Source organism: Xanthomonas cannabis (assembly GCF_040616535.1).
In the GTDB taxonomy this organism is placed as follows: Bacteria; Pseudomonadota; Gammaproteobacteria; order Xanthomonadales; family Xanthomonadaceae; genus Xanthomonas; species Xanthomonas cannabis.
On sequence record NZ_CP136580.1, the window covers coordinates 759,285 to 782,606 of the forward strand.

The following is a 23,322-nucleotide window of genomic DNA, read 5'->3' on the forward strand; positions in this document are numbered from 1 at the left end:
GGCGCGTCGCTGTTCCTTCTCCCCTCGGGAGAAGGTGCCCGAAGGGCGGATGAGGGTACGTCAGCCGATGCGGTGATGGCAGTCGCCCGTTCTACGCTGCCTGAGCGGCGCCGTGGCGCTGCGTCGACCCAGGCTGCGCCGGCACCAACCGGAACACCGCCACCGCACGGGTCAGATCCGCCGCCTGGTCTTCCATGCTGCGCGCTGCCGCGGTGGCTTCTTCAACCAGGGCGGCGTTTTGCTGGGTCATTTCGTCCAGCTGCATCACCGTGGTGCTGACCTGTTCGATGCCGGCGCTTTGTTCGGTACTGGCGGCGGTGATCTCGGCCATGATGTCGGTGACGCGCTTCACCGAGCTGACCACCTCGGTCATGGTACTGCCGGCCTGTTGCACCAGGCTCGAGCCTTGCGCCACTTTGTCCACCGAATCGGAAATCAGCTGTTTGATCTCCTTGGCGGCACCGGCCGAGCGCTGCGCCAGGGCGCGCACTTCGGTGGCCACCACGGCAAAGCCGCGGCCTTGTTCGCCCGCGCGCGCCGCTTCCACGGCCGCATTCAACGCCAGGATATTGGTCTGGAAGGCGATGCCGTCGATCACCCCGATGATGTCGGAAATGCGGGCCGACGATTGCGTGATCGCCTGCATGGTGCTCACCACTTCCTGCACCACGCGGCCACCGCTTTCGGCCACCTCGCCGGTGCCCTTGACCAGCTGATTGGCCTGGCGTGCGTTGTCCGCGTTCTGGCGCACGGTGGAGGTGAGTTCTTCCATCGAGGCGGCGGTTTCTTCCAGGTTTGCAGCCTGGTGTTCGGTGCGCGTGGACAGGTCGGCATTGCCGCTGGCGATCTCGCCTGCCGCGGTGTTGATCATTTCGGCCGAATGCTGGATGCCCTGCACGATGCCGGTCAATTGAATGGCGGTGCGGTTGGCCGCATTGGCCAGACGCCCGAACGCGCCCTCGTAATGCGACTCCACGCGTTGCGACAGATCGCCGTCGGCGATGGCGGCCATGATGCGGCCCACATCGTCCAGCCCCGCGTCGGCCTGCTGCATCAGCCGGTTCAAGGCCTGCACCATTTCCGCAAACGCAAACTGGTAGCGCGATTGATCGCCCCGTGCAGAGAAATCGCCGCGCGCGGCCGCATCGGCCAGGCGTGCGATATCGCCATTGATGGCGGACAGATTGTCTTTGACGGTATCCAGCGCTTGATGCAGTGCGGCGCGCTGGCCGGGCAGGCGACGCATGTCGCGGCGCAGGTCGCCGCGGCCGTACTCGCTCATCACGTCCATCGCTTCATTGATGGCATCCAGATGTTCGAACACCACCGTGTTCACGCCGTGCGCCAGCGTGCCGTAATCGCCGGGGAAATCCTCCGGAATGCGGTGCGCGATGTTCTCGCCCTGCTGCAGCCGGATCATGGTCTGCATCTCATCGTTGAAGCGCTGCAGCTGGTTCTGCATCTGCTGCATGCTGTGCATCAGCTGGCCGGTTTCATCGCGCGATTCAACGCGGATGTCGTTGTCGAAGCGGCCCGAGGCAATCGCTTCCGCCGTGCGCGAAGCGGCACGCAGCGGCGCAGCCATGGCCGAGGCGATCAACCAGCACAGGCCGATCACCAGCGCCACCAATGCGCCACCGATCAAGGTCAAGGTGCGCGTGAATCCCCAGGCCTGCACTTGAATGTCTTCGGCATACACGCCCATCACCAGGACCCAGTTCCAGGCCGGGAAGGTCTTGGCGTAACTGATCTTCGGCAGCTGTTCTTGTTTGCCCGGCTTGGGTGCGTCGTAATAGCTGAAGCCGTCGCCGCTATCGATGGCGGTCTTGATGTCGCGATACACGTATTGCCCGGCATCGCTCTTGTAGTCGCTCATGTCGGTGCCGACGGCGCGCTTGGGATGCATCAGGATGCGCATCTGCGGGTCGACGATGAAGAAATAATCCACGCCGTCGTTGGTGCGCATGTCCGCCAAGGTGGTGCGCGCCGCTTCCTTGGCCTGGTCCAGGCTGAGTTCGCCGGCTTTGACCTTGTCGGCGTAGTGCTGCATCACGGTGAGGCCCATCTCCACCTCGGTCCTGACGCTGAGCTTGCGTGCCTCGATCAGGTCCAGGTACTGCAGGCGCGCGGCGGCCATCGCCAGCAGGATCACGCCCACCGTCAACAGCGTGCACAACAGCACGAACTTGCGCGTGAGCGGGAGATTGGCAACGTGACGACGCAACAGGGAGACAACGGGCATGACAACGACATCCAGAACGCGCCGAAGCGCTATGTCATGGATAGCGGCTGATGCACGCAGGTGTTGAACACTATCTGCGGCAGCGCCTGCTTGGGCGAGACATTCGATAGGTGATGCGCGATGCGGAATGTGCGGATGTATTCTGCGTCACTGCCATGTAGGAGCGCCCTTGGGCGCGATGCGGCGTTATCGACAACGCTGCATCGCGCCCAAGGGCGCTCCTGCCTTGTTTCTACAGAAATCTGCTGTAGTCAGCGCGGTTGCAACAACGACATGCATCGATCGAATGCGCTGCATGTCGTCATCGCGCGCAGCGCAGACTGTTGCAGTCTGCGCTGCACCGTTGGGCGCGAGCTGCACGCCCAACGCGTGTCGATCAACCTGCCGCGCAGAAACCGAATTCTGCCGTCGCACCTGCCGCCAGGGTGCGGTTGAAATCCACCCCGCTGGCCTTGAGCGTGGTGCCACTCTGCGACCAGGTGACGTTCCAGGCGTTATTGACGGAGCCGGTGACCGGCAGCGAGATCGCCCAGGTACCGCTGGCGGTGCCGGTGTTGGTGACCTGCACGCGATTGCAGTAGCCACCGTTCCACTGGCTGTCCACGGTCACCTTGGTGCTGAAGCCAGCGCTTGGTGTCGGCGTAGGCGTCGGTGTCGGAGTAGGCGTGGGGGTCGGAGTCGGCGTCGGAGTTGGCGTGGTGGTGCTCACCGTTCCCCACAGCGTCCGCAACAGCGTCATCTTGTCCTGGCGCACGGTGGTCCAGTCATCGCGCAGGATGCCGCCGGTGTCGCCGCTGTTGGGGTTCCACGACCAGTAGAAGCCTTCGTTGATGCCCTTGCTGCGCAGGTACTTCACCAGCGCGTCCTGCCACACCTTGTCGCGCGCATCGCCTTCGCCGTACTTGCCGCCGAACTCGCCCAGCAGCAGCGCGTACTTGCCGGCGAACTGGCCGAAGTGGCGGTCCCAGATGGCCGGCATGTTGTTGGGGAAGTTGCTGTCGTTGAAGTACGACTGCACATACACGTCCGGGCCGTACACGTGCGGCGCCAGCAGCAGGCGGTTGGCCGGAATGTTCAGCGGGGTGCAGGCCAGCGGCTGCAGGTTGCCACCCCAGAAGATGCCGCCGTTGGTCGAGCACACCGGGTTATCGGTAATGCCTTCCACCGCGATGATCCACTTCGGCGCCACGGCCAGCACCGCAGCCGAACCGCGCTCGGCGGCCTTGTTCCAGTCGGTGGCGGCGTTGCCGGTGCCCCAGGTCGCGGCGCCGTGGGGTTCGTTCTTCAGATCCAGGCCGAGCACGTACGGCACGTTCTTGTAGCGGTTGGCCACAAAGCGCAGGTCGGCCAGCCACTGGGCTTCGGTGTAGGAGTCGGTGTACCAGAGCTCGGAGATGCCGGCGCAGTCGGGGGTGTGGTGGTCCAGCAGCACGTACATGCCGCGTGCGTTGAACTCGTTGATCACCTTGTCCAGGATCTGCAGCGAGGTCAGGCCCTGCAGGTCGGCATTGCGGCTGTAGTCGATGCTGCTGGGCATCTGGCCGCTGCGCAGCGTAGCCGGGCAGAACGGCAGACGCACCGCATTGAAGCCCAGGCCCTGCATCTGGACGATCATGTCCTTCCAGTTGCGCGCCCACAGGCCATGCATGACATGGTTGCCGGTCTCGAAACCGAAGACGTTGACGCCCTTGAGCTGAACCACCTTGCCGCTGTCGTCGACAATCTTGTTGTTGCTGATGGAATAGCTGAATGCCGGTGCGGCGGCCAGGGCCAGCGCGGTGGCGAGTGCAAGCGTACTTGCAGTCCTGAAGATGGACATGGTGGTCTCCTAGATGACCGGACTCGACACCCGAGCCCGGTGAGGGGGGCATCTTGGTCTGCGGCAGCGTCGCGTGGCGTGATCGCAGCCACAGAAAGGCGCATTGGCGCACGGGTCACAGGCAGGCTGCGGGCGCGGTCGCTTTCCCGCACACTATTGCCGCTGCGTGCTGTCCGCAGGCTGTCCTTTCTGTCCCCGGAGTGTCCCCGATGTCCCTTTTGCGTGCCGAACTGGCGCAATGGCGCGCCTCACCTGCGCGCGAACTCATGGCCGGTGCGGTCGCCACCTTTGCGCTGATTCCCGAAGTGATCGCGTTCGCGTTCGTGGCGGGCGTCGATCCGCAGGTGGGTCTGTTCGCCTCCTTCGTCATCGGCATCGTGATTGCGTTCTGTGGCGGACGCCCGGCGATGATTTCTGCTGCTGCCGGCTCGGTGGCGCTGGTCGCGGCGCCGCTGGTGGCCGCGCATGGGCTGCCGTATCTGCTGGCCGCCGGCTTGCTGGCCGGCGCGGTGCAGGTCCTGTTCGGCGTGCTGCGGCTGGGCGTGCTGATGCGCTTTGTCAGCAGTTCGGTGCGTACCGGTTTCGTCAACGCGCTGGCGGTACTGATCTTTGCCGCGCAGCTGCCGCATCTGCTCGGCGCCAACATGACCACGTGGGTGATGCTGGGCATGGGCCTTGCGATCATCTACGGCCTGCCGCGGCTCCGCGTGCCCGGGCTGTCGGCGATTCCCTCGCCGCTGCTGTGCATCCTGCTGCTCACCATCGCCGGCAGCGCGCTGCAGTTGCCGCTCAAGACCGTGGCCGACCTGGGCAAGTTGCCGAACGCGCTGCCGTTCCTGCAATGGCCGGCGGTGCCGATGACGCTGGAGACCTTGCGCATCATCGCGCTGCCGGCCTTGGCCATTGCCATGGTGGGCCTGCTCGAATCGCTGATGACCGCGCGCGTGGTCGATGAACTCACCGATACGCCCAGCAACAAGAACCGCGAATGCACCGGGCTGGGCATCGCCAACGCCGCGGCCAGCCTGTTCGGCGGCATTGCCGGCTGCGGCATGATCGGGCAGACCGTGGGCAACGTGAAGTACGGCGGCCGTGGCCGGCTCTCCACCTTGTTTGCCGGCGTGTTCCTGCTGATCCTGATGGTGCTGCTCAAGCCGTGGGTGTCGCAGGTGCCGGTGGTGGCACTGGTGGCGATCATGGTGATGGTGTCGGCGGAGACCTTCGACTGGCGCTCGCTGCGCACCGTGATCACCCATCCGCGCACCTCCAGCGTGGTGATGCTGGCCACGGTGGCGGTGACCTTGATCACCCACAACCTGGCCGCCGGGGTGGCGGTGGGCGTGGTGCTGAGCGGGGTGTTCTTCACCTTCAAGGTGGCCGGCCTGCTGCAGATCGCCCACAGCGACGGCACGGACGGCGTGCGCACCTACACCGTGCGCGGGCAGGTGTTCTTCGCTTCCGCCGATGTGTTCATCGACGCCTTCGACGCACGCGAGGTGCCCGGCCGCGCGGTGGTGATCGATGTGGGCCGCGCGCATTTCTGGGACATCACGGCGGTGGCGGCGCTGGACAAGGTGGTGCAGCGGCTGCGCCATCACGACCTGGAGGTGCAGGTGAAAGGCCTGAATGCCGGCAGCCGGCGGCTGATGCAGCGGCACGCACTGGGCGAAGACGCGCTGGAATCCGCACTGCCCTGAGCCAACAGGCCGAGTCCCCGCTTGGCGCCGTGCGATGCGCTGGCTGGTGTGCCGTGCTGGCTGGCTGGCCCGGTGCTGAGCAGGGCCGGCGAGCGGTCTCAAGTTTGCCTGGCGGGCGCCGATGAACCGGCATCCAGATTGCCGGTCGCTGTCGTGAAGCCTGTGCATTGCCATTCCCGTTGTCGGTCGGCCTGCTGCGTGCGGCACGGCCGGCCTGCGTCCGCGCATCGGCGGGGGCTGCAATGAGCGACGCGCCGTTGCTGGAGCGGATGGTGGACATGACCGCCATCCGCGATGCCGATCTGCTGGACCTGAGCCTGCTGCGCACCATGCGCGAGGTCTGCGCGGCCGAGGAGCTGTCGTTGCTGCGCATCGCGCCGGACGGCCGCACCATGGCCGAAACCCGGCTGCGCGACGACGGCCGCCTGTCGTTGACGGTGGCCGAGCTGAAGGATGCGCAGATGCGCTCCCAGCTGGCCGATGTGCATGGCCCGGGCGAGGCCGTGCAGCTGCATCAGGACGGCCGCGCGCTGCTGGTGTACCCGATGATGGAAGCACGCGGCATCCGCACCTGCCTGCGGGTGGCCGGCGCCCGCCCGCCTGGCGCCGCCGAGCAGGCCATGCTGCAGGGCTTTGCACGCTTCTTCCAGAACTACCGCAGCCTGCTCGACGATGCACAGCGCGATGCCCTGACCGGCCTGCGCAACCGCAAGACCTTCGACGACGTGATCCTGCGCCTGTTCTCCGGGGCGCAGTCCACGACGGAGCAGGGCGTGTGGCTGGGTATCGTGGACATCGATCACTTCAAGCGTGTCAACGACACCTTTGGCCATCTGTACGGCGACGAGGTGCTGCTGCTGGTCGCGCAGCTGATGCAACGCACGTTCCGCCAGGACGACCTGCTGTTCCGCTTTGGCGGCGAGGAGTTCGTGATCGTGTTGCGCGGCGTGGACCGCGAATGCGCGGTCGGCCTGTTCGAGCGCTTTCGTCTGGCCGTGGCCGAGCATGTGTTTCCGCAGGTCGGCCAGGTCACGCTCAGCACCGGCATCGTGGAATTGACCCAGGGCCGTCTGATCAGCCAGTCGCTGGACGAAGCGGACAAGGCGCTGTACTGGGCCAAGCAGCATGGCCGCAACCGCGCGGCCGTGTACGCCGAGCTGGTGGGCAATGGCCAACTTCAGCACGCCACCCAACCCACCGGCAGCGTCGATCTGTTCTAGCGGCGCCCGCCCGGGCCTGTGGCACGCGGAATCGCGTTGGGCAGTCCTGCTGCCCCGGCAATACGCGGCGGCACGACAGCGTGCAGTGCCCGCATGCATCCGCTTGCACCCGCGGCTGGCTACACTCCAGGGCTGTCTGATGATCTGGGGTATGCAATGAAGCGAGTTGCGGTAGGACTCTTGGCAATGGCGGTCTCGACCGCACTGATGGCGGCGGCGCCGACCTTCGATGGCGCGCGCATCTCGCGCGACGTCAAGGAGTTAGCCTCCGATGCCTATGAAGGCCGCGGCCCGGCCACGGCCGGCGAAGACAAGACCATCGCCTATCTGAGCAAGCAATTTGCCGACGCGGGCCTGCAGCCCGGCGGCGATCTCACCGGCGGCAAGCGCCTATGGACCCAGGCGGTGCCGCTGCGGCGCGCCGATATCGTCGGTGCGCCGACCATTGCGCTGGCCAATGCCGGCAAACCGCAGACCCTGACCCAGGGCCAGCAGATCGCCATCCGCGCTGCGCTCGATGGTTCGTCCAAGGTCGACATCGCCAACGCACCACTGGTGTTCGTCGGCTACGGCGTCAAGGCGCCGGAGCGCGACTGGGACGACTTCAAGGGCGTGGACCTGAAGGGCAAGATCGCGGTGGTGCTGATCAACGACCCGGATTTCGAAACCGGCAAGGGCGCCTTCGATGGCGCCGGCATGACCTACTACGGCCGCTGGACCTACAAGTACGAAGAAGGCGCCCGCCAGGGCGCGCTCGGCGTGCTGGTGGTGCACGAAACCGCGCCGGCCTCCTATGGCTGGGACACGGTGGCCAGTTCCAACACCAACACCATGTTCGATGTGGTGCGCGACAACCCGCGCAGCGCGCATCCCACCCTGGAAGGCTGGATCCAGCGCGATCTGGCTGCCGACCTGTTCAAGCACGCCGGGCTGGACTTCGACACCTTGAAGAAGCAGGCGCAGACGCGCGATTTCAAGCCGGTCGAGCTGAAGGGCCAGCGCCTGAGCGCCAGCTACCAGGTCAAGTCCGACGTGATCACCTCGCACAATGTGGTGGCGCGCCTGGAAGGCAGCAAGCGCCCGAACGAAACCCTGATCTACAGCGCGCACTGGGACCACATCGGCGTGGGCAAGCCGGACGCACGCGGCGACACCATCTTCAACGGTGCCTTGGACAACGCCAGCGGCACGGCCGCGTTGCTGGAGCTGGCACGCGGCTTCGCCACCGGACCAAAGCCCGAGCGCTCGGTCGTGTTCCTGGCCGTCACTGCCGAAGAAAAGGGGTTGCTGGGTTCGGAGTTCTACGCCTCCAAGCCGCTGTACCCGCTGGACACCACCGTGGCGGTGATCAACATGGACGGCATGAACCCGTTCGTGCCCTCACGCGATTTCGGCATCTACGGCACCGCCAAGCTCGAGCTGCTCGACCAGCTCAAGCGCGTGGCCGCGCAATCCAAGCTGCGTTACACCCCCGATCCCAAGCCGCAGGCCGGGTATTTCTTCCGTTCCGACCACTTCTCGTTTGCCAAGCGCGGCGTGCCGGCGCTGTCGTATGCGGCCGGGCAGGATTGGGAAGTAGGCGGCGTGGCGGCAGGCAAGGCCGCATCGGACGACTACACCGCCAAGCGCTATCACCAGCAGGGCGACGAGTGGAAGCCGGACTGGACCTTCGCCGGTGCCGCGCGCGATCTGGGCGTGCTGTACACGCTGGGCCAGCAGCTGGCCGATTCGCGTCAATGGCCGAACTGGAGCAGCGATTCGGAGTTCCGCGCCACCCGCGATGCCAGCGAGGCGGCGCGCAAGTAGCAGCCGCTCACCAATTTGCGGGCGGCAAGGGCACCGCCCGCTACCAGACGTGAAGACAGCCAGGTGTTCGCGAGACGCACAGTGCAGGCGTCTCGATCTGATGGCTTAGTACGGAAAGGTCAGGCGCAGAGTGGATCATCTGCGCCTTTGCTGCAGGGGCTCTTGACCAGACTTGAAGATCGCCAAACGCTCGCGATACGCACATTCCTTTGTCTCAACCTGATTGCTCGCTACGGACAGATCAGGCGCAGAGCGGATCATCTGGGCCTTTGCTGCAGGGCCCTTGCCCGCCCACCATCGCAGGACACGCCGCAAGTACATCCATGTAGCTCCTTGGCGGCATCCATGCCGCCAAGGGTCCTGCGACGGTGGGCGGGCAAGGACCAGTGGAGTTGGTCGGTGCGCATGGATACGAACCAGCGACGATCAGGCTGGCGATGCGGTGACCTTGTGCTTGCAATAAAACCACCAGCCAACTGTCTGGCGTGGTGTCCTCGCCGATTGCGGGACCGTGTGGCGGCATGGATGCCGCCACCGAGCCTCCACGGACGGATTCACGGCGTGTCCCGCGAGCGGTGAGGGCGCCGCGCCCTCGACCAAGCTTGAAGATCGCCAAACGAGCGCGATACGCGCGATGCAGGCGTCGCTATCTGATTGCTCGATCCGGACAGATCAGGCGCAGAGCTGATGATCTGCGCCTTCGCTGCAGGGCCCTTGCCCGCCCACCATCGCAGGACACGCTGCAAGTACATCCGTGTAGCTCCGTGGCGGCATCCATGCCGCCAAGGGTCCCGCGACGGTGGGCGGGCAAGGACCAGTCGAGTTGGTCGGTGTGCATAGATTTCAACAGCAACCAGCACACCGTGCGACGCGGTGTCTTTGCTTTTCAACAAAACCGCCAGCCAACTTTCTAGCGTGGTGTCCTCACCGATTGCGGGACCGTGTGGCGGCATGGATGCCGCCACCGAGCCTCCACGGACGGATTCACGGCGTGTCCCGCGAGCGGTGAGGGCACCGCGCCCTCGACAGACTTGAAGATCGCCAAGCGATCGCGAGACGCACGATGCAGTCGTCGCTGCCTGATTGCTCGATCCGGACAGATCAGGCACAGAGCGGACCATCTGCGCCTTTGCTGCAGGGCCCTTGCCCGCCCACCATCGCAGGACACGCTGCAAGTACATCCATGTAGCTCCGTGGCAGCATCCATGCCGCCACAGGGTCCGGCGACGGGGGCGGGCAAGGACCAGTCACGATGGTCGGTGCGCTGTGTCTGCAGTCGGTGCGCAGTGTTTCAACAAGCAGCCGACCAGTCACACCTTACCGTCTAGCTTGACCGAATCCAGCGGCTCGACGCCAGGGCTCCGTCGCTGCAACCGATTGCGCCTAATGGCACGCCACTTGCAATCTTGCGGTATGACAGCCCGGCCAGCGGCTCGTGACAGCGCGTGTGCCAGGCTGCAATCTGTTGGGGTTGCGTTCGGTCGTCACGTCGTAGTCTGCCGCGCGGTCCTCGTCGGGAGGGGCGAAGACTGCACAATGGCCTTCGTTTCCTTTAACGGTCGATTCTTTAGGATGAGCCGCGACGTTGCGTCGCCGCCAGGAGAGTTTGTGCATCGGAGTGGTTTCATAGCTGCCAACACCGCGACCTGGTCGCACGCCGCCGGGTACGTCCTGCATGCGGCGCACCTAGCAACGTCGCTACGCGTTGCGGGGATGGACCTCCCGCATCAGCCCTTACTGTCGCCAGCGTGCGACGGGCAGCCTTGATGGACGGCACCGTGACCCTTCCCCCCGCACCAACCGCAGTCTCTTCCGTTTCCGCCCTCGACGCCGGCCAGCCCACGCTGCCGCCGGAAGCGCCGTTGGCGATGCCCGAGCAAAGCCTGCGCGAAGGCAGCCTGCAGGTTCGCCACCAGCGCACCTCGCCGGTGGGCATCGGTGTGCGCCGCTTCTATCTGATCGGCGGCACCTTCGCCACTACGGCCATTGCGGTGTGGGTGATGCTCAGTGTGCTGTGGCCTGACGGCATCAGCGTGCTGGAAGGCTGCCTGCTCGGCCTGTTCGTGCTGCTGTTCGCGTGGATCGCGATGTCGTTTGCCAGCGCGGTAGCCGGTTTCTTCACCGTGGTGGCGCGCGCCGGGCGCAAGCTCGGCATCGACCCCGAACAACCGCTGCCCACGCTGCGCTCGCGCACCGCGCTGCTGATGCCGACGTATAACGAAGACCCGCGCCGCCTGTTGGCCGGCCTGCAGGCCATCTACGAATCGGTGGCCGAAACCGGCCAGCTGGAGCACTTCGATTTCTTCGTGCTCAGTGACACCACCCGCGACAACATCGGGCGTGCCGAAGAACTGGTTTACAACGAGCTGTGCGACCGCGTCGACGGGCACGGCCGCATCTTCTACCGCCGCCGCGCCGACAATGCCGCACGCAAGGCCGGCAACGTGGCCGACTGGGTGCGCCGGTTCGGTGGCAGCTACCCGCAGATGCTGATCCTGGACGCCGACAGCGTGATGACCGGCGACACCATCGTGCGGCTGGTTGCCGGCATGGAAAACAACCCGGACGTGGGCCTGATCCAGACCCTGCCGGCCGTGGTCAATGGCCAGACCCTGTTCGCCCGCATGCAGCAGTTCGGCGGCCGCGTGTACGGGCCGATCATCGCCTTCGGCGTGGCCTGGTGGCATGGCGCCGAGAGCAACTACTGGGGCCACAACGCCATCATCCGCACCCAGGCCTTCGCCGATCATGCTGGCCTGCCCTCGCTGCGCGGGCGCAAGCCGTTCGGCGGGCATGTGCTCAGCCACGACTTTGTCGAAGCGGCGCTGATGCGCCGTGGCGGCTGGGCCATGCACATGGTGCCGTACCTGCAGGGCAGCTATGAAGAAGGCCCGCCCACGCTCACCGATTTGCTGATCCGCGACCGCCGCTGGTGCCAGGGCAACCTGCAGCATGCCAAGGTGGTCGGCGCCAAGGGCCTGCACTGGATCAGCCGCATGCACATGCTGATCGGCATCGGCCACTATTTCACCGCGCCGATGTGGGGCCTGCTGATGCTGATCGGCATCGGCATTCCGCTGGCGGGCGGCGGCATCGATCTGGCCGGCAACCTGCCGTTCTCGCCGGCGCGCTACTGGCACGGCAGCAGCCAGGGCAATGCGATCTGGATCTTCGTCTGCACCATGTTCGTGCTGCTGGCGCCCAAGCTGCTGGGCTATATCGCCCTGCTGCTCAACCCGCGCGAACTGCGCGCCTGCGGCGGCGCCATCCGCGCCATGCTGAGCATCCTGCTGGAAACCGTGCTGGCTGCCTTGATGGCGCCAGTGGTGATGTACCTGCAGTCGCGCGGCGTGTTCGAAGTGCTGGCCGGCAAGGATTCCGGCTGGGACGCCCAGGTGCGCGACGACGGCAAGCTGTCGTGGCCGGCCTTGCTGCAAAGCTATGGCGGGCTGACCGTGTTCGGCCTGTTCATGGGCGCGGTGGCCTACACGGTGTCGCCGTCGCTGGCGGCCTGGATGGCGCCGGTGATCGTGGGCATGGCGTTGTCGATTCCGGTGGTGGCGCTGACCTCGCTGCGTCGCACCGGCATGGCGCTACGCCGCGCCGGCATTTTCTGCATCCCCGAAGAACTCGACCCGCCCAAGGTGCTGGTGCGTGCGTCCGAGCTGCGCCGCGCCGCCGCGCTGGAACCTTCGCTGATCTGAGTGCCCGCAGGGTGATCCGCCATAGCTGACCGGCGCCTGCCCCGGCGCGCGCGCCGATCGCTGCCGACCCATGTGCCCGCGTCCGGTCCTGCGCTGCGGCGGTCCGGCCCTGGCGTGATCGGGCCGATCCGGCGCGCAAGGCATAATGCCCAGCCCGCAAGCGGAGCTGGATGATGCTGGAAGTGATCGAACGCGAGACCGGACCGAACCCGCAATGGAGCGTGCTGTGGCTGCACGGGCTGGGCGCCGATGGCAGCGACTTCGCCCCGATGGTGCCGGAGCTGGTGCGCCCGCAGTGGCCGGCGCTGCGCTTCGTGTTCCCGCATGCGCCGATCCGCCCGATCACCATCAACAACGGCGTGCGCATGCGCGGCTGGTACGACATCGTCGGCATGGATTTCGCCCAGCGCGCCGACAAGGCCGGCATTGCCGAGTCGGTGGCCCAGGTCGACGCCCTGATAGCCCATGAGCAGAGCCGCGGCATCGCGCCTGAGCGCATCCTGCTGGCCGGCTTTTCGCAAGGCGGTGCGGTGACCCTGGCCGTTGGCTTGCAGCGCAGCGTGCCGCTGGCCGGGCTGATCGCCCTGTCCACCTATCTTCCGGATCCGGCCGCAGCCGCCAGCCAGTTGCAGCCGGCGGCCCTACGCCAACCGCTGTTCATGGCCCATGGCACGGCCGACCCGGTGGTGCCGTTCGCGGCCGGCCAGGCCAGCATGCAGGCCCTGCGCACGCTGGGCTTCGCACTGGAGTGGCAGACCTATCCGACGGGGCATCAGGTCTGCCTGGAAGAGATCGAGGCCCTGCGCGACTGGATGCAGGCGCGCTTCACCGCCGCCTGAGCCCATGGCCACCGGCGCGCCGCAGATTACCTGGATGCCGGACCTGTGCCGGCTGCCACGGCTGGGCGCGATGCTGGGCCTGGCCGAACTGGTGGTGCTGGTGGTGACCCTGGTGCCCGACGCCGGCGCCGCGCGCGGTATCACCCTGTCGCGCTTCGTCTCGGCCAGTGGTCTGGCGCTGTGGCTGGCCCTGGCGGTCAGCGTGCTGCTGTGCGTGTTGCGGCCCTGGCTGTCGCGCTTGCCGCCCAGGCTGGGCGGGCTGGCCGCGCTGTCGATCGCCGCAGTTGTGGCGATGCTCGGTGCCGGGATCGTGCACGGCCTGTACGCGGTGCTGGACCAGGCCCCGCTTGGCCGCCTGGTCGGCTTCTGGCGGTTCACCCTGGGCAGTGCCGCCACGGTGGTGCTGATCACCGCGCTGGCGCTGCGCTATTTCTACGTCAGCGACCGCTGGGAGGCGCAGGTGCAGGCCAACGCGCGCGCCGAGGCCGATGCCCTGCAGGCGCGCATTCGGCCGCATTTTTTGTTCAACAGCATGAATCTCATCGCCAGCCTGCTGCGGCGTGACCCGGTGGTGGCCGAGCAGGCCGTGCTGGACCTGTCGGACCTGTTCCGCGCCGCGCTGGGGGCCGGCGAGGGCCTGTCCACCCTGCGCGCCGAATGCGAACTGGCCGAACGTTATCTGGCGATCGAATCGCTGCGCCTGGGCGAGCGCCTGCAGGTGCGCTGGCACCGCCAGGAGCCATTGCCCTGGGAACTGCCGATGCCGCGCCTGGTGCTGCAGCCATTGGTCGAAAACGCAGTGCTGCATGGCGTGTCGCGCATGCCCGAGGGCGGTACGCTGTACCTGTCGTTGCGCCAGCGCGGCAACCAGCTGCAGATCCGCATCGTCAACCCCGCCCCGCAACCGGGCACCCAGTTGCCGCTGCTGGCCGGTGCCGGGCACGCCCAGGCCAGCATCTCGCACCGGCTGGCGTTCCAGTTCGGGGCCGGGGCACGGATGGCGGCCAGCTGGACTGAAGGCTACTATGCCTGCGAGATCACATTGCCGCTGCCGTGAGGGGAAAGTCACTGCAGCGAGGGGGAGCCCATGACGGCCACGCAAGTGCGGGTGCTGATCGCCGATGACGAGCCACTGGCGCGCGAGCGCCTGCGCATGCTGCTGGCCGAGCATCCGCAGGTCGAGGTGATCGGCGAGGCCGAAAACGGCGCGCAGGTGCTGCAGCAGTGCGAACACCTGCACCCGGATCTGGTGCTGCTGGATATCGCCATGCCCGGGGTGGACGGGCTGGAAACCGCCCGCCTGCTGCGGCAACGCCAGCCGCCCCCGGCGGTGGTGTTCTGCACCGCCTACGACCAGCATGCGTTGTCGGCATTCGATGCAGCCGCGCTGGATTACCTGATGAAACCGGTGCGCCCGGAACGCCTGGCGTCTGCGCTGGAAAAGGTGGCCACCTTCCTGGCCGGCCGCGCGCCCAGCGTCGCGCAGGCCCCGCTGCGCACGCATCTGTGCGCCCGTCTGCGCGGCAGCCTGCGGTTGATCCCCATCGGCGATATCCGTTACCTGCAGGCCGAGGAAAAGTACGTCATCGTCCATCACACCCGGGGCGAAGACCTGATCGAAGAGTCGCTCAAGTCACTGGAGGACGAATTTGCCGACCGTCTGGTGCGCATCCATCGCAACTGCCTGGTCGCCCGCGATGAACTGGTGGAACTGCGCCGCAGCAGCGATGGCCAGGTGCACGCAGTGCTGCGCAACGTGCCGCAGCCGCTGGAAGTGAGCCGCCGTTGCGTGGCCAGCCTGCGCGAACAACTGCGCTAGAGCAGGTGGATCGCCGTGGCCGAGTGGAGCGGCGCACGGCACGGAGCAGCGGGCAATGGCGGGTGGAGCTGTGCCGTAGCAGTAATCGCCGGCGCACGCGGTGTAGCGCAACGTGGCCCAGCCGCTGGAAGTGCCGCGACGCAGCGTAGCCAGCCTGCACGAACGACTGCGCCAGAGCAGGCAAATCGCCGTGGGCCGGGTGGAGCGGAGCGCATGCCCAGACACGGCGTGTGCGCCTCCGCCGCGCCGCTGACGCCGGACGAGCAAGTCCTTCGCCGAAAGATGACGCTGCCACCGCTGGAACCTGCTCCGCGGTCTCGGGCGTCATCGGTTGCACCGCTTACAGCGCTGATCACTCCCATGTGCCGCAGGCTGGCGCCAGCCTGCGGCGCCGCGCGCTGACGGCCCTGCCGTCGCCTCAGCCTTCCTGTTGCGGGGTGTGTATGAGTTACGCGCCGGCTCCGCGATAATGGGCGGATGACCACGCTCCGCATCGCCACCCGCAAGAGCCCGCTCGCCTTATGGCAGAGCGAACACGTCGCCGCCGCGCTGCGCCAGCACCATCCCGGCCTGGAGGTCGTGCTGGTGCCGATGAGCACCCGCGGCGACGAGGTGCTGGACCGCTCGCTGGCGGCGATCGGCGGCAAGGGCCTGTTCCTGAAGGAGCTGGAGCTGGCCATGCTGCGCGGCGAGGCCGACTGCGCGGTGCATTCGCTCAAGGACGTGCCGATGGAGCTGGACGCGCCGTTCGTGCTGCCCGCGATCCTGGGCCGCGGTGATGCCGCCGATGCGCTGGTGTCCAACCTCTACGCCAGCCTGCAGGCCTTGCCGCTGGGCGCACGCGTGGGCACCTCGTCGCTGCGTCGTCAGGCGCAGCTGCGCGCCGCGCGCCCGGATCTTGAGCTGATCGACCTGCGCGGCAACGTCAATACGCGTCTGGCCAAGCTGGATAACGGCGGCTACGACGCCATCGTGCTGGCCTGTGCCGGCCTGCAGCGGCTGGGTCTGGATGCGCGCATCAGTGCGCGATTGGACGCGCCGGAGTGGTTGCCGGCTCCGGCGCAGGGCGCAGTGGCGGTGGAGTGCCGTGGCGACGATGCACGTGTCCACCGTCTGCTGGCGGTGCTGGACGCGCCCGCCACTCGCGTCTGCGTGGAAGCCGAGCGCGCAATGAACCGTGCGCTGCACGGCAGCTGCCACGTCCCGGTGGCTGCATTCGCGCGCTGGGAAGGCGAGGGCCTGTACCTGCAGGGCATGGTCGGCAGCGCCAGCGACGGACGCCTGATCCACGCCGAGGCCCATGGCAGCGCCGCAGACACCGAAGACCTGGGCCGCCGCGTCGCGCAGGGCCTGTTCGACAAGGGTGCCGCGCAGCTGCTGGCCGAGCTCTGACCCGGCCCGGAACAGACATCTGCCTCGTAGGAGCGGCCCTGGCCGCGAGGGCTTTCCCGGTAAAGCCCGCGCGGCCAGGGCCGCTCCTACAGGGCGCAGTTGCGGATTTGAACGTGGGACCGATCGACCGCCGCCTCGGCCAGGCCTATCCGGCAGGGCGCCGCTCTTCGTAGGAGCGGCCCTGGCCGCGAGAGGCTTCACCGGGAAAGCCCCTCGCGGCCAGGTCCGCTCCTACAGGGCGCAGTTGCGGATTCGAACGTGGGACCGATCGACCGCCGCCTCGGCCAGGCCTATCCGGCAGGGCGCCGCTCTTTGTAGGAGCGGCCTTGGCCGCGAGAGGCTTCACCGGGGAAGCCCTCGCGGCCAGGTCCGCTCCTACAGGGCGCAGTTGCGGATTCGAACGTGGGACCGATCGACCGCCGCCTCGGCCAGGCCTATCCGGCAGGGCGCCGCTCTTCGTAGGAGCGGCCTTGGCCGCGAGAGGCTTCACCGGGAAAGCCCTCGCGGCCAGGTCCGCTCCTACAGGCGCAGTTGCGGATTCGAACGTGGGACCGGTCGACCGCCGCCTCGGGCAGGCCTATCCGGCGGGGCGCCGCTCTTCGTAGGAGCGGCCTTGGCCGCGAGGGCTTCACCGGGAAAGCCCTTCGCGGCCAGGTCCGCTCCTACATATGCGGCGCTGTTTACTTGAACGTATAGACCAGGTTGACCGTGGTCAGCGTGTCGGTCTTCTTGTCGCCATCGCTGACCTCGCTGTTGTGGCGCATCTGCCAGGCCGCCTTCAGCGCGAAATGCGAGTTCATGCTCACCTGCACGCCGAAGTCGTTCTGCGCATACGTGTTGTATTCGCCCGATTCCACCAGCAGCGTGTTGATCAGGTCGGTGTTGTCGGTGACGGTGTACTTCAGGTCGAACAGCCCGCGCCCGATCAGGCCGGTCTCGTTGCGGTCCTCGTCGCTGTTGTGCGCGCGGCGGATACCCGGGCCCACCTGCGCGTCCAGATAGAACCGGTCGGCGTTGATCAGGCGTGTGCCGTAGCCGATACCGAAGGTGGCCAGGCGATCGTAGGTGGCGAAGTCGTCGTGTTCATAGCGGCCGGTGGCGGTGAGCTGGCGGTGTTCGCCCAGCTGCAATGCGCTGCCGGCGCTGCCGGTGTAACGCTCGGCGGTGGTCTGGCGCTCGCGCGTGGTGCTGCCGTCGTCATTGGTGTTGGTGTATTCCGAGCTCGAACGCAGCGCGGTGGCATCCAGGCTGTGGATCCAGTCGCCGTCGGTATAGCGCAGGCGGATGCGACCGTTCAGGCTGTCGGTGGTGCTGTTGCCATGCGCGGCGGCGTAGCCAAGCTCGCCACTGCTGCCGCCCCAGGGCGATGGCATCACCGCCGCGGCGGGGTCCACCGGCGTTGGTGCAACTGCCTGGGCCCAGACGGCGGGCGTGATCAACAACAACGGCAGCAAGGCAGACAACGGGGCACGGCGGGACATGGGCGGCTCGCTTGAGGGCAGGGCAGGAGGGTGGAAGCGATTTCATGATAACGGACTGTGCGGTCCGTCATAACCGGGTGAACGCCACGCTTCATTGGCGGTTGGGATGCTGATGCCGACCGTTCCGCTTGAGCTCGGCACCGGGGTTTGGTTGCCGCAGCGCTGCTGGAATCCACCACCGCGCCCGCGGTCTGTGCCTGGATCCCTGGCACCGGGCCATGGATGGATTGCGCTGCCACCGAGGTCGCACGCCAGCCGCCCGGAAGCGCGTCTGCCGGCAGCGCTTCCAGCACACCACGCGCCTGTGGGCACCCGCCGCACCACGGCGCAGGCGCCACGCTCACCCCGTCGCGCGAAGACTCGGACATAATCGGCGCATGGACCGCTATGAACGCATCAACTCCCTGCATCGCTTGCTCAAATCGGCGCGCTACCCGGTCACGGTGGCGCGGCTGCAGGATGAGCTGAGCTGTTCCCGTGCCACCGTGTACCGCGACCTGGCGTTTCTGCGCGATGCGCTGATGGCGCCGGTGGAAGGCGATGGCGAATCGGGCTTCCGGTATCTGTCCGGCGAGAGCGATCGGTTCGAACTGCCTGGCCTGTGGCTGAGCTCGGAAGAGCTGCACGCGCTGCTGGCCTCGCAGCAGTTGCTCGCACGCACCGGTGGCGGGGTGTTGTCCTCGATGCTGGCGCCGTTGCAGCAGCGCATCGAAGGCCTGCTGGCCGCCCAGGCGGGTGTATCGCAGTGGCCGGTGGATCGGGTGCGGGTAATTCCGCACCGCGGCCGCAAGCTGGACGAAGCCAGCTTCCGCACGGTGGCTTCCGGCGTGCTGGAGCGCAAGCAGCTGAGCTTCGATTACCGCGCGCGCTCTACCGACGAGTCGACCAAGCGCACCGTGTCGCCGCAGCGCATCACCCATTACCGCGACAACTGGTACCTGGATGCCTGGGACCACGGCCGCGACGGCGTGCGCAGCTTCGCGGTGGACCGCATCAACCACGCGCGCCTGCTCGACGCCGCGCCGCGCGATGTGCCCGACAGCGAGCTCGATGAGCAGCTCGCGGCCAGTTACGGCATCTTCTCGGGTGCGCCCAAGGGCTGGGCGACCATCGTGTTCAGCGCCAAGGCCGCGCGCTGGGTGGCCGACGAGCACTGGCATTCCAAGCAGCAGGGCCGTTTCATGCCCGATGGCCGCTACGAGCTCAGATTGCCGTACAGCAATTCGCGCGAACTGCTGATGGACGTGCTGCACTACGGCTCGGACGCAGAAATCGTCGAGCCGATCTCACTGCGCGAGCAGGCCAAGGCGCTGCTGTCGCTGGCATTGAGCAACTACGACTGAGCCAGAGGGGCCGCCTCTGCGCAGGTATTTTGTGCACCTGTTGGGCGGCCCGCTAGCGACATCCAGGGTCACGGGCCATCTCTTCAACGCAGGCACGCTGCTGACGGGTGCGCCCGCGCGCGGCGCCGGTAGCCGGTGCCTCCGCCACTGTGCGTGCACGCAACGCGCGTGGACGATCACTTGCTGCACAGAGACAGGCTTGCTGCCGCAGCGTAACGGCAGCCGGCTTAGCGCTCGTTCGGCACTTCAAAGCCCAGGCGGCCCACCTGTTCACGCAGCTGCGGCACCCGCTTGAGTTTGTCGGTGTAGATGGAATAGTCGTCGCGCATCTTGTTGACCAGTGTGCGGTACTGGTCGCGGCTCATGTCCGGCTTGCGCGAGAAGATCCAGGCCAGGTCGCGGCCGGGGTAGGAGATCAACATCCACGAGCCATCCGGTGCGATTTCCAGGATGCGCTGCTTGGCCGGGATCACCTTGTAGAACCACACCCGCCAGTCGCGATTGCCGCTCTCTGCATCCACCGACGCGCGTGCGTTGACTTCCTTTTCCGGCTCGCTGAAGCCTTCGCGATACAGATAGCGCACCGCCACCTTGCCGTCTTCGACCAGGGTGTATTCGTCGCGGCTTGTCACGTGGCCGCGCTCGACCGCGTTGGGCATGCGCGCAATCACATACCAGGTACCCATGATCTTGGACAGATCGATCGCCGGCTCGGTGGTGGACGTGTCCCTGGCATGTGCCACGGGCAGGCCGAGGACGAGCAGGAAAGCGAGGGCGATCGTAACGGTCAGGCGCATCGCAACATCACAAAGGGGCGGTAGGTGCAGCACACTACCGCATGCAGGGGGCAAGTTCGCGTCAACGGTCGGGCCTGGCGCGCGCCACCGGCCCAACGGCAGCCGCTGGCACCCCGAACGGCGGGTGACGCGTACGCAGCGGGTGCCGGTCAGTCCGGCCAAGGGCATTGCTGCGCATGGCTGGAACACCGGCGCGGTGCCCGTGCCGCGTTGACGGGGGCCGCAGATCGGGTTGCGGTGGCGAGGTGCGACATTGGACAGGCGTCGTGGCTGGCCGATCGACGCACTGAACGCGCATCGGGGCCGTCGGCTACCTTCTCGCTGACAGGCCAGCGCTGCCGCATGTCGGCAATGCGACGAGGCGGTGCGAATGGCGTTGACCCAAGCAAGAGTGCCAATCCCGAATCCCGAATCCCCGCCAGCCCACCCAACGCGCCCACGATCGCCACATGCCGCCGCCGAACGGCGCCGCCCAGCCGTCCGCCGCCGCCCAGGCCCCGCGCAGCACCCGTCCGAGCGCCCGGCGATCCCAGTATCCAGGTCGCAGTCGGTGAGATGGACGCAGGCAATGCTGCACGCCTGTTCCGATCCCTTCTGCCACGGAGTGCCGCCATGTCGCATCGTTCTTCCCGTCGTTCCGAACGCCCCGACCCGCGTGTGTTGCGCCCGATCCGGCAGATCGCCCTGGCCGGCCTGGCGCTGGTATTGGTGTGGCCGGCCGCGCGCGGGCACAGCGAGTGGATCGGCTGGCTGCCGCTGTGGCTGGTCGGCATGCCGATGCTGGCCTGGTGGAGCCTGCACCGGTTTGCATTGCCCACCCTGGTGCGCCCGGGCTCACGGCGGGCCACGCCGCGTCGACGCGGCCCGCAGGCACAGCGCCGGCGGGTGACCTCCCGGGCCACCGCCCCGGCGCGGGCGGCCTGACCTTCGGCAGGGGAGGGCCGGCGGAGCCCTGTGGTAGGTTTTCGGGCATTGGTTTTTCCGGAAAAATACATGCCCAAGTTCGCCTCGATCTGCCTGGTTGCCGGCCTGATCACCGCTGGCGCCGTCTCTGCAGAGGAAACCGCTGTGTCCAACGACCCCTACGCCTGGCTGGAAGATGTCACCGGCGCCAAACCGCTGGACTGGGTCAAGGCCCAGAACGCCAAGACCGAAGCGCGCCTGGCCACGACGCCGGCGTTCAAGCAGATGGAAACCAGCATCCGCGAGGTGCTGGATTCGGATGCCAAGATCCCGGGCGTGCAGAAGATCGGCGCGTACTACTACAACTTCTGGAAGGACAAGCAGCACGAGCGCGGCCTGTGGCGGCGCACCACGCTGGACGAATACCGCAAGCCGGCGCCCAAGTGGGAAACGGTGCTCGACCTGGACGCGCTCAACAAGGCCGAGGGCGAGAACTGGGTCTGGCACGGCGCCGACTGCCTACGCCCGGAGTACCAGCGTTGCCTGATCGCGCTGTCGCGCGGCGGCGCCGATGCCGATGTCACCCGCGAGTTCGACCTGGGCAGCAAGCAGTGGGTCAAGGACGGCTTCTTCCGTCCCGAGTCCAAGGGCGGGCTGGGCTGGATCGACCGCGACACGGTCTATGTCTTCACCGATTTCGGTGCCGGCAGCATGACCAGCTCCGGCTACCCGCGCATCGCCAAGCAGTGGAAGCGCGGCACCCCGCTCAGCGCTGCGGCGGTGGTGTACGAAGGCAAGCCGACCGACATGTACATCGCGGCGATGCACGACGACACGCCCGGCTTCGAGCGCGATTTCGTCAGTCGCACGCTGGCCTTCTACAACGACGAGCTGTATCTCAAGGGCGCCGACGGCAAGCTGGTCAAGGTGGATGTGCCCAATTCGGCCAGCAAGGCGGTCAAGCGCCAATGGCTGACGCTGGAGTTGCGCGAGCCGTGGACGGTCGGTGGCAAGACCTACAAGGCCGGCTCGCTGCTGGCCACGCGCCTTGACGACTTCATGGCCGGCAAGCGCAGCTTCGATGTGCTGTTCGAACCCACCGAGACCACCTCGCTGGCCGGCGTGGCGTGGACCAAATCGCACCTGGTGTTGAATGTGCTGGAAGACGTCAAGAACCGCCTGAGCGTGGTCACCCCGTCGCAGGACGGCTGGAAGAAGAGCGCCTTCGTCGGCGCGCCCGCGTTCGGCACGGTGGATGTCAGCGCGGTGGACAGCGACGACAGCGATGCGCTGTGGCTGACCGTCACCGACTACCTGACGCCCACCACTTTGTCATGGGTCGAGGTGGGCAGCGCGCCGCAGCCGCTCAAGACCATGCCGACGTTCTTCGATGCCGGCAAGGACAGGATCGAGCAGCACTTCGCCACCAGCAAGGACGGCACCCGCGTGCCGTACTTCCTGGTGCGCCCGAAGGACCTCAAGCTCGACGGCAGCACGCCGACGTTGCTATACGGCTATGGCGGTTTCGAGATTTCGATGACGCCCAATTACTCCGGTGGCCTGGGCCGCGCCTGGCTGGAAAAGGGGGGCGTCTACGTGGTGGCCAACATCCGCGGCGGCGGCGAATACGGCCCGCGCTGGCACCAGGCCGCGCTCAAGCAGAACCGCCACAAGGCCTATGAAGACATGGCCGCGGTGGCCAAGGACTTGGTGGCGCGCAAGATCACTTCCACCAAGCACCTGGGCGTGCAGGGCGGCAGCAACGGCGGCCTGATGACCGGCAACATGCTCACCCAGTACCCGGAGCTGTTCGGTGCGGTGGTGGTGCAGGTGCCGCTGCTGGACATGAAGCGCTACAGCCACCTGCTGGCCGGCGCCTCGTGGATGGCCGAATACGGCAACCCGGATACCGACGACTGGAAATTCATCCAGACCTTCTCGCCGTATCACCTGTTCGATGCGAAGAAGACCTACCCGCCGGTGATCTTCCTCACCTCCACCCGCGATGACCGCGTGCATCCAGGCCACGCGCGCAAGATGGCGGCCAAGATGATCGAGGCCGGCAAGGACGTGACCTACTACGAGAACATCGAAGGCGGCCACGGCGGCGCAGCCAACAACGCGCAAGCCGCGCATATGGCCGCGCTGGCGTACAGCTTCCTGTGGGAGCGGTTGGCCGACTGAGCTGGTCTTGGAAGCAAATCCTCAACTTGATCTGCTTTTTTATGTGTTGCGTTGAACCAAGCCCTGGGCCGAGTGG

General features: G+C 66.9%; 15 protein-coding genes. 11 read left to right on the forward strand and 4 right to left on the reverse strand.

The annotated features are described in order from the left end of the window. Positions 1–91: 91 nt before the first annotated feature. Positions 92–2,224, reverse strand: coding sequence for a methyl-accepting chemotaxis protein (locus RZV17_RS03200; RefSeq protein WP_355609147.1), 2,133 nt, complete (start codon positions 2,222–2,224; stop codon positions 92–94). A 394-nt stretch (positions 2,225–2,618) separates the two neighbouring features. Further along, positions 2,619–4,061, reverse strand: coding sequence for a cellulase family glycosylhydrolase (locus RZV17_RS03205; protein ID WP_355607188.1), 1,443 nt, complete (start codon positions 4,059–4,061; stop codon positions 2,619–2,621). A gap of 209 nt (positions 4,062–4,270) precedes the next feature. On the opposite strand from RZV17_RS03205, the gene RZV17_RS03210 reads away from it, so the two are divergent. The 8 genes from RZV17_RS03210 to hemC all read left to right on the forward strand — a co-directional run bounded on the left by RZV17_RS03210 (position 4,271) and on the right by hemC (position 16,538). Continuing rightward, positions 4,271–5,758: a SulP family inorganic anion transporter gene (locus tag RZV17_RS03210; RefSeq protein WP_166778449.1), complete on the forward strand. Its 1,488-nt coding sequence runs from the start codon at positions 4,271–4,273 to the stop codon at positions 5,756–5,758. A 242-nt stretch (positions 5,759–6,000) separates the two neighbouring features. Further along, complete coding sequence (locus RZV17_RS03215) at positions 6,001–6,978, forward strand: GGDEF domain-containing protein (RefSeq protein WP_047697241.1); 978 nt, start codon at positions 6,001–6,003, stop codon at positions 6,976–6,978. A 156-nt stretch (positions 6,979–7,134) separates the two neighbouring features. After that, positions 7,135–8,784: a M28 family metallopeptidase gene (locus tag RZV17_RS03220; RefSeq protein ID WP_179453613.1), complete on the forward strand. Its 1,650-nt coding sequence runs from the start codon at positions 7,135–7,137 to the stop codon at positions 8,782–8,784. 1,766 nt (positions 8,785–10,550) lie between these two features. Further along, positions 10,551–12,488 carry a glucans biosynthesis glucosyltransferase MdoH gene (gene mdoH, locus RZV17_RS03225; RefSeq protein ID WP_355607193.1) on the forward strand — a complete coding sequence of 646 codons (1,938 nt, stop codon included), beginning with the start codon at positions 10,551–10,553 and terminating at the stop codon, positions 12,486–12,488. A gap of 170 nt (positions 12,489–12,658) precedes the next feature. Further along, positions 12,659–13,327, forward strand: coding sequence for an alpha/beta hydrolase (locus tag RZV17_RS03230; protein ID WP_355607196.1), 669 nt, complete (start codon positions 12,659–12,661; stop codon positions 13,325–13,327). Positions 13,328–13,331: 4 nt separating this feature from the next. Continuing rightward, positions 13,332–14,384: a sensor histidine kinase gene (locus RZV17_RS03235; RefSeq protein ID WP_104579175.1), complete on the forward strand. Its 1,053-nt coding sequence runs from the start codon at positions 13,332–13,334 to the stop codon at positions 14,382–14,384. A gap of 30 nt (positions 14,385–14,414) precedes the next feature. After that, positions 14,415–15,146, forward strand: a complete 732-nt coding sequence (locus RZV17_RS03240) for a LytTR family DNA-binding domain-containing protein (RefSeq protein ID WP_184389786.1) — start codon at positions 14,415–14,417, stop codon at positions 15,144–15,146. A gap of 477 nt (positions 15,147–15,623) precedes the next feature. Next, positions 15,624–16,538, forward strand: a complete 915-nt coding sequence (gene hemC, locus RZV17_RS03245) for a hydroxymethylbilane synthase (protein ID WP_184369346.1) — start codon at positions 15,624–15,626, stop codon at positions 16,536–16,538. 680 nt (positions 16,539–17,218) lie between these two features. Here the strand turns inward: hemC and RZV17_RS03250 are convergent. Further along, positions 17,219–18,019, reverse strand: coding sequence for a YdiY family protein (locus tag RZV17_RS03250; RefSeq protein WP_039415146.1), 801 nt, complete (start codon positions 18,017–18,019; stop codon positions 17,219–17,221). Positions 18,020–18,396: 377 nt separating this feature from the next. Here RZV17_RS03250 and RZV17_RS03255 point away from each other — a divergent pair, with 377 nt between their 5' ends. Next, a complete protein-coding gene (locus RZV17_RS03255; protein WP_047697230.1) occupies positions 18,397–19,362 on the forward strand; it encodes a YafY family protein in 966 nt (321 codons plus the stop codon). Positions 19,363–19,589: 227 nt separating this feature from the next. On the opposite strand, the gene RZV17_RS03260 is transcribed toward RZV17_RS03255, so the two are convergent. Then, positions 19,590–20,159, reverse strand: a complete 570-nt coding sequence (locus RZV17_RS03260; protein WP_047697228.1) for a lipocalin family protein — start codon at positions 20,157–20,159, stop codon at positions 19,590–19,592. A gap of 612 nt (positions 20,160–20,771) precedes the next feature. Between RZV17_RS03260 and RZV17_RS03265 the strand changes: the two genes are divergently transcribed. Beyond that, positions 20,772–21,083, forward strand: coding sequence for a hypothetical protein (locus RZV17_RS03265; RefSeq protein ID WP_355607201.1), 312 nt, complete (start codon positions 20,772–20,774; stop codon positions 21,081–21,083). A 69-nt stretch (positions 21,084–21,152) separates the two neighbouring features. After that, positions 21,153–23,246 carry a prolyl oligopeptidase family serine peptidase gene (locus RZV17_RS03270; protein ID WP_355607204.1) on the forward strand — a complete coding sequence of 698 codons (2,094 nt, stop codon included), beginning with the start codon at positions 21,153–21,155 and terminating at the stop codon, positions 23,244–23,246. Positions 23,247–23,322 lie beyond the last annotated feature (76 nt).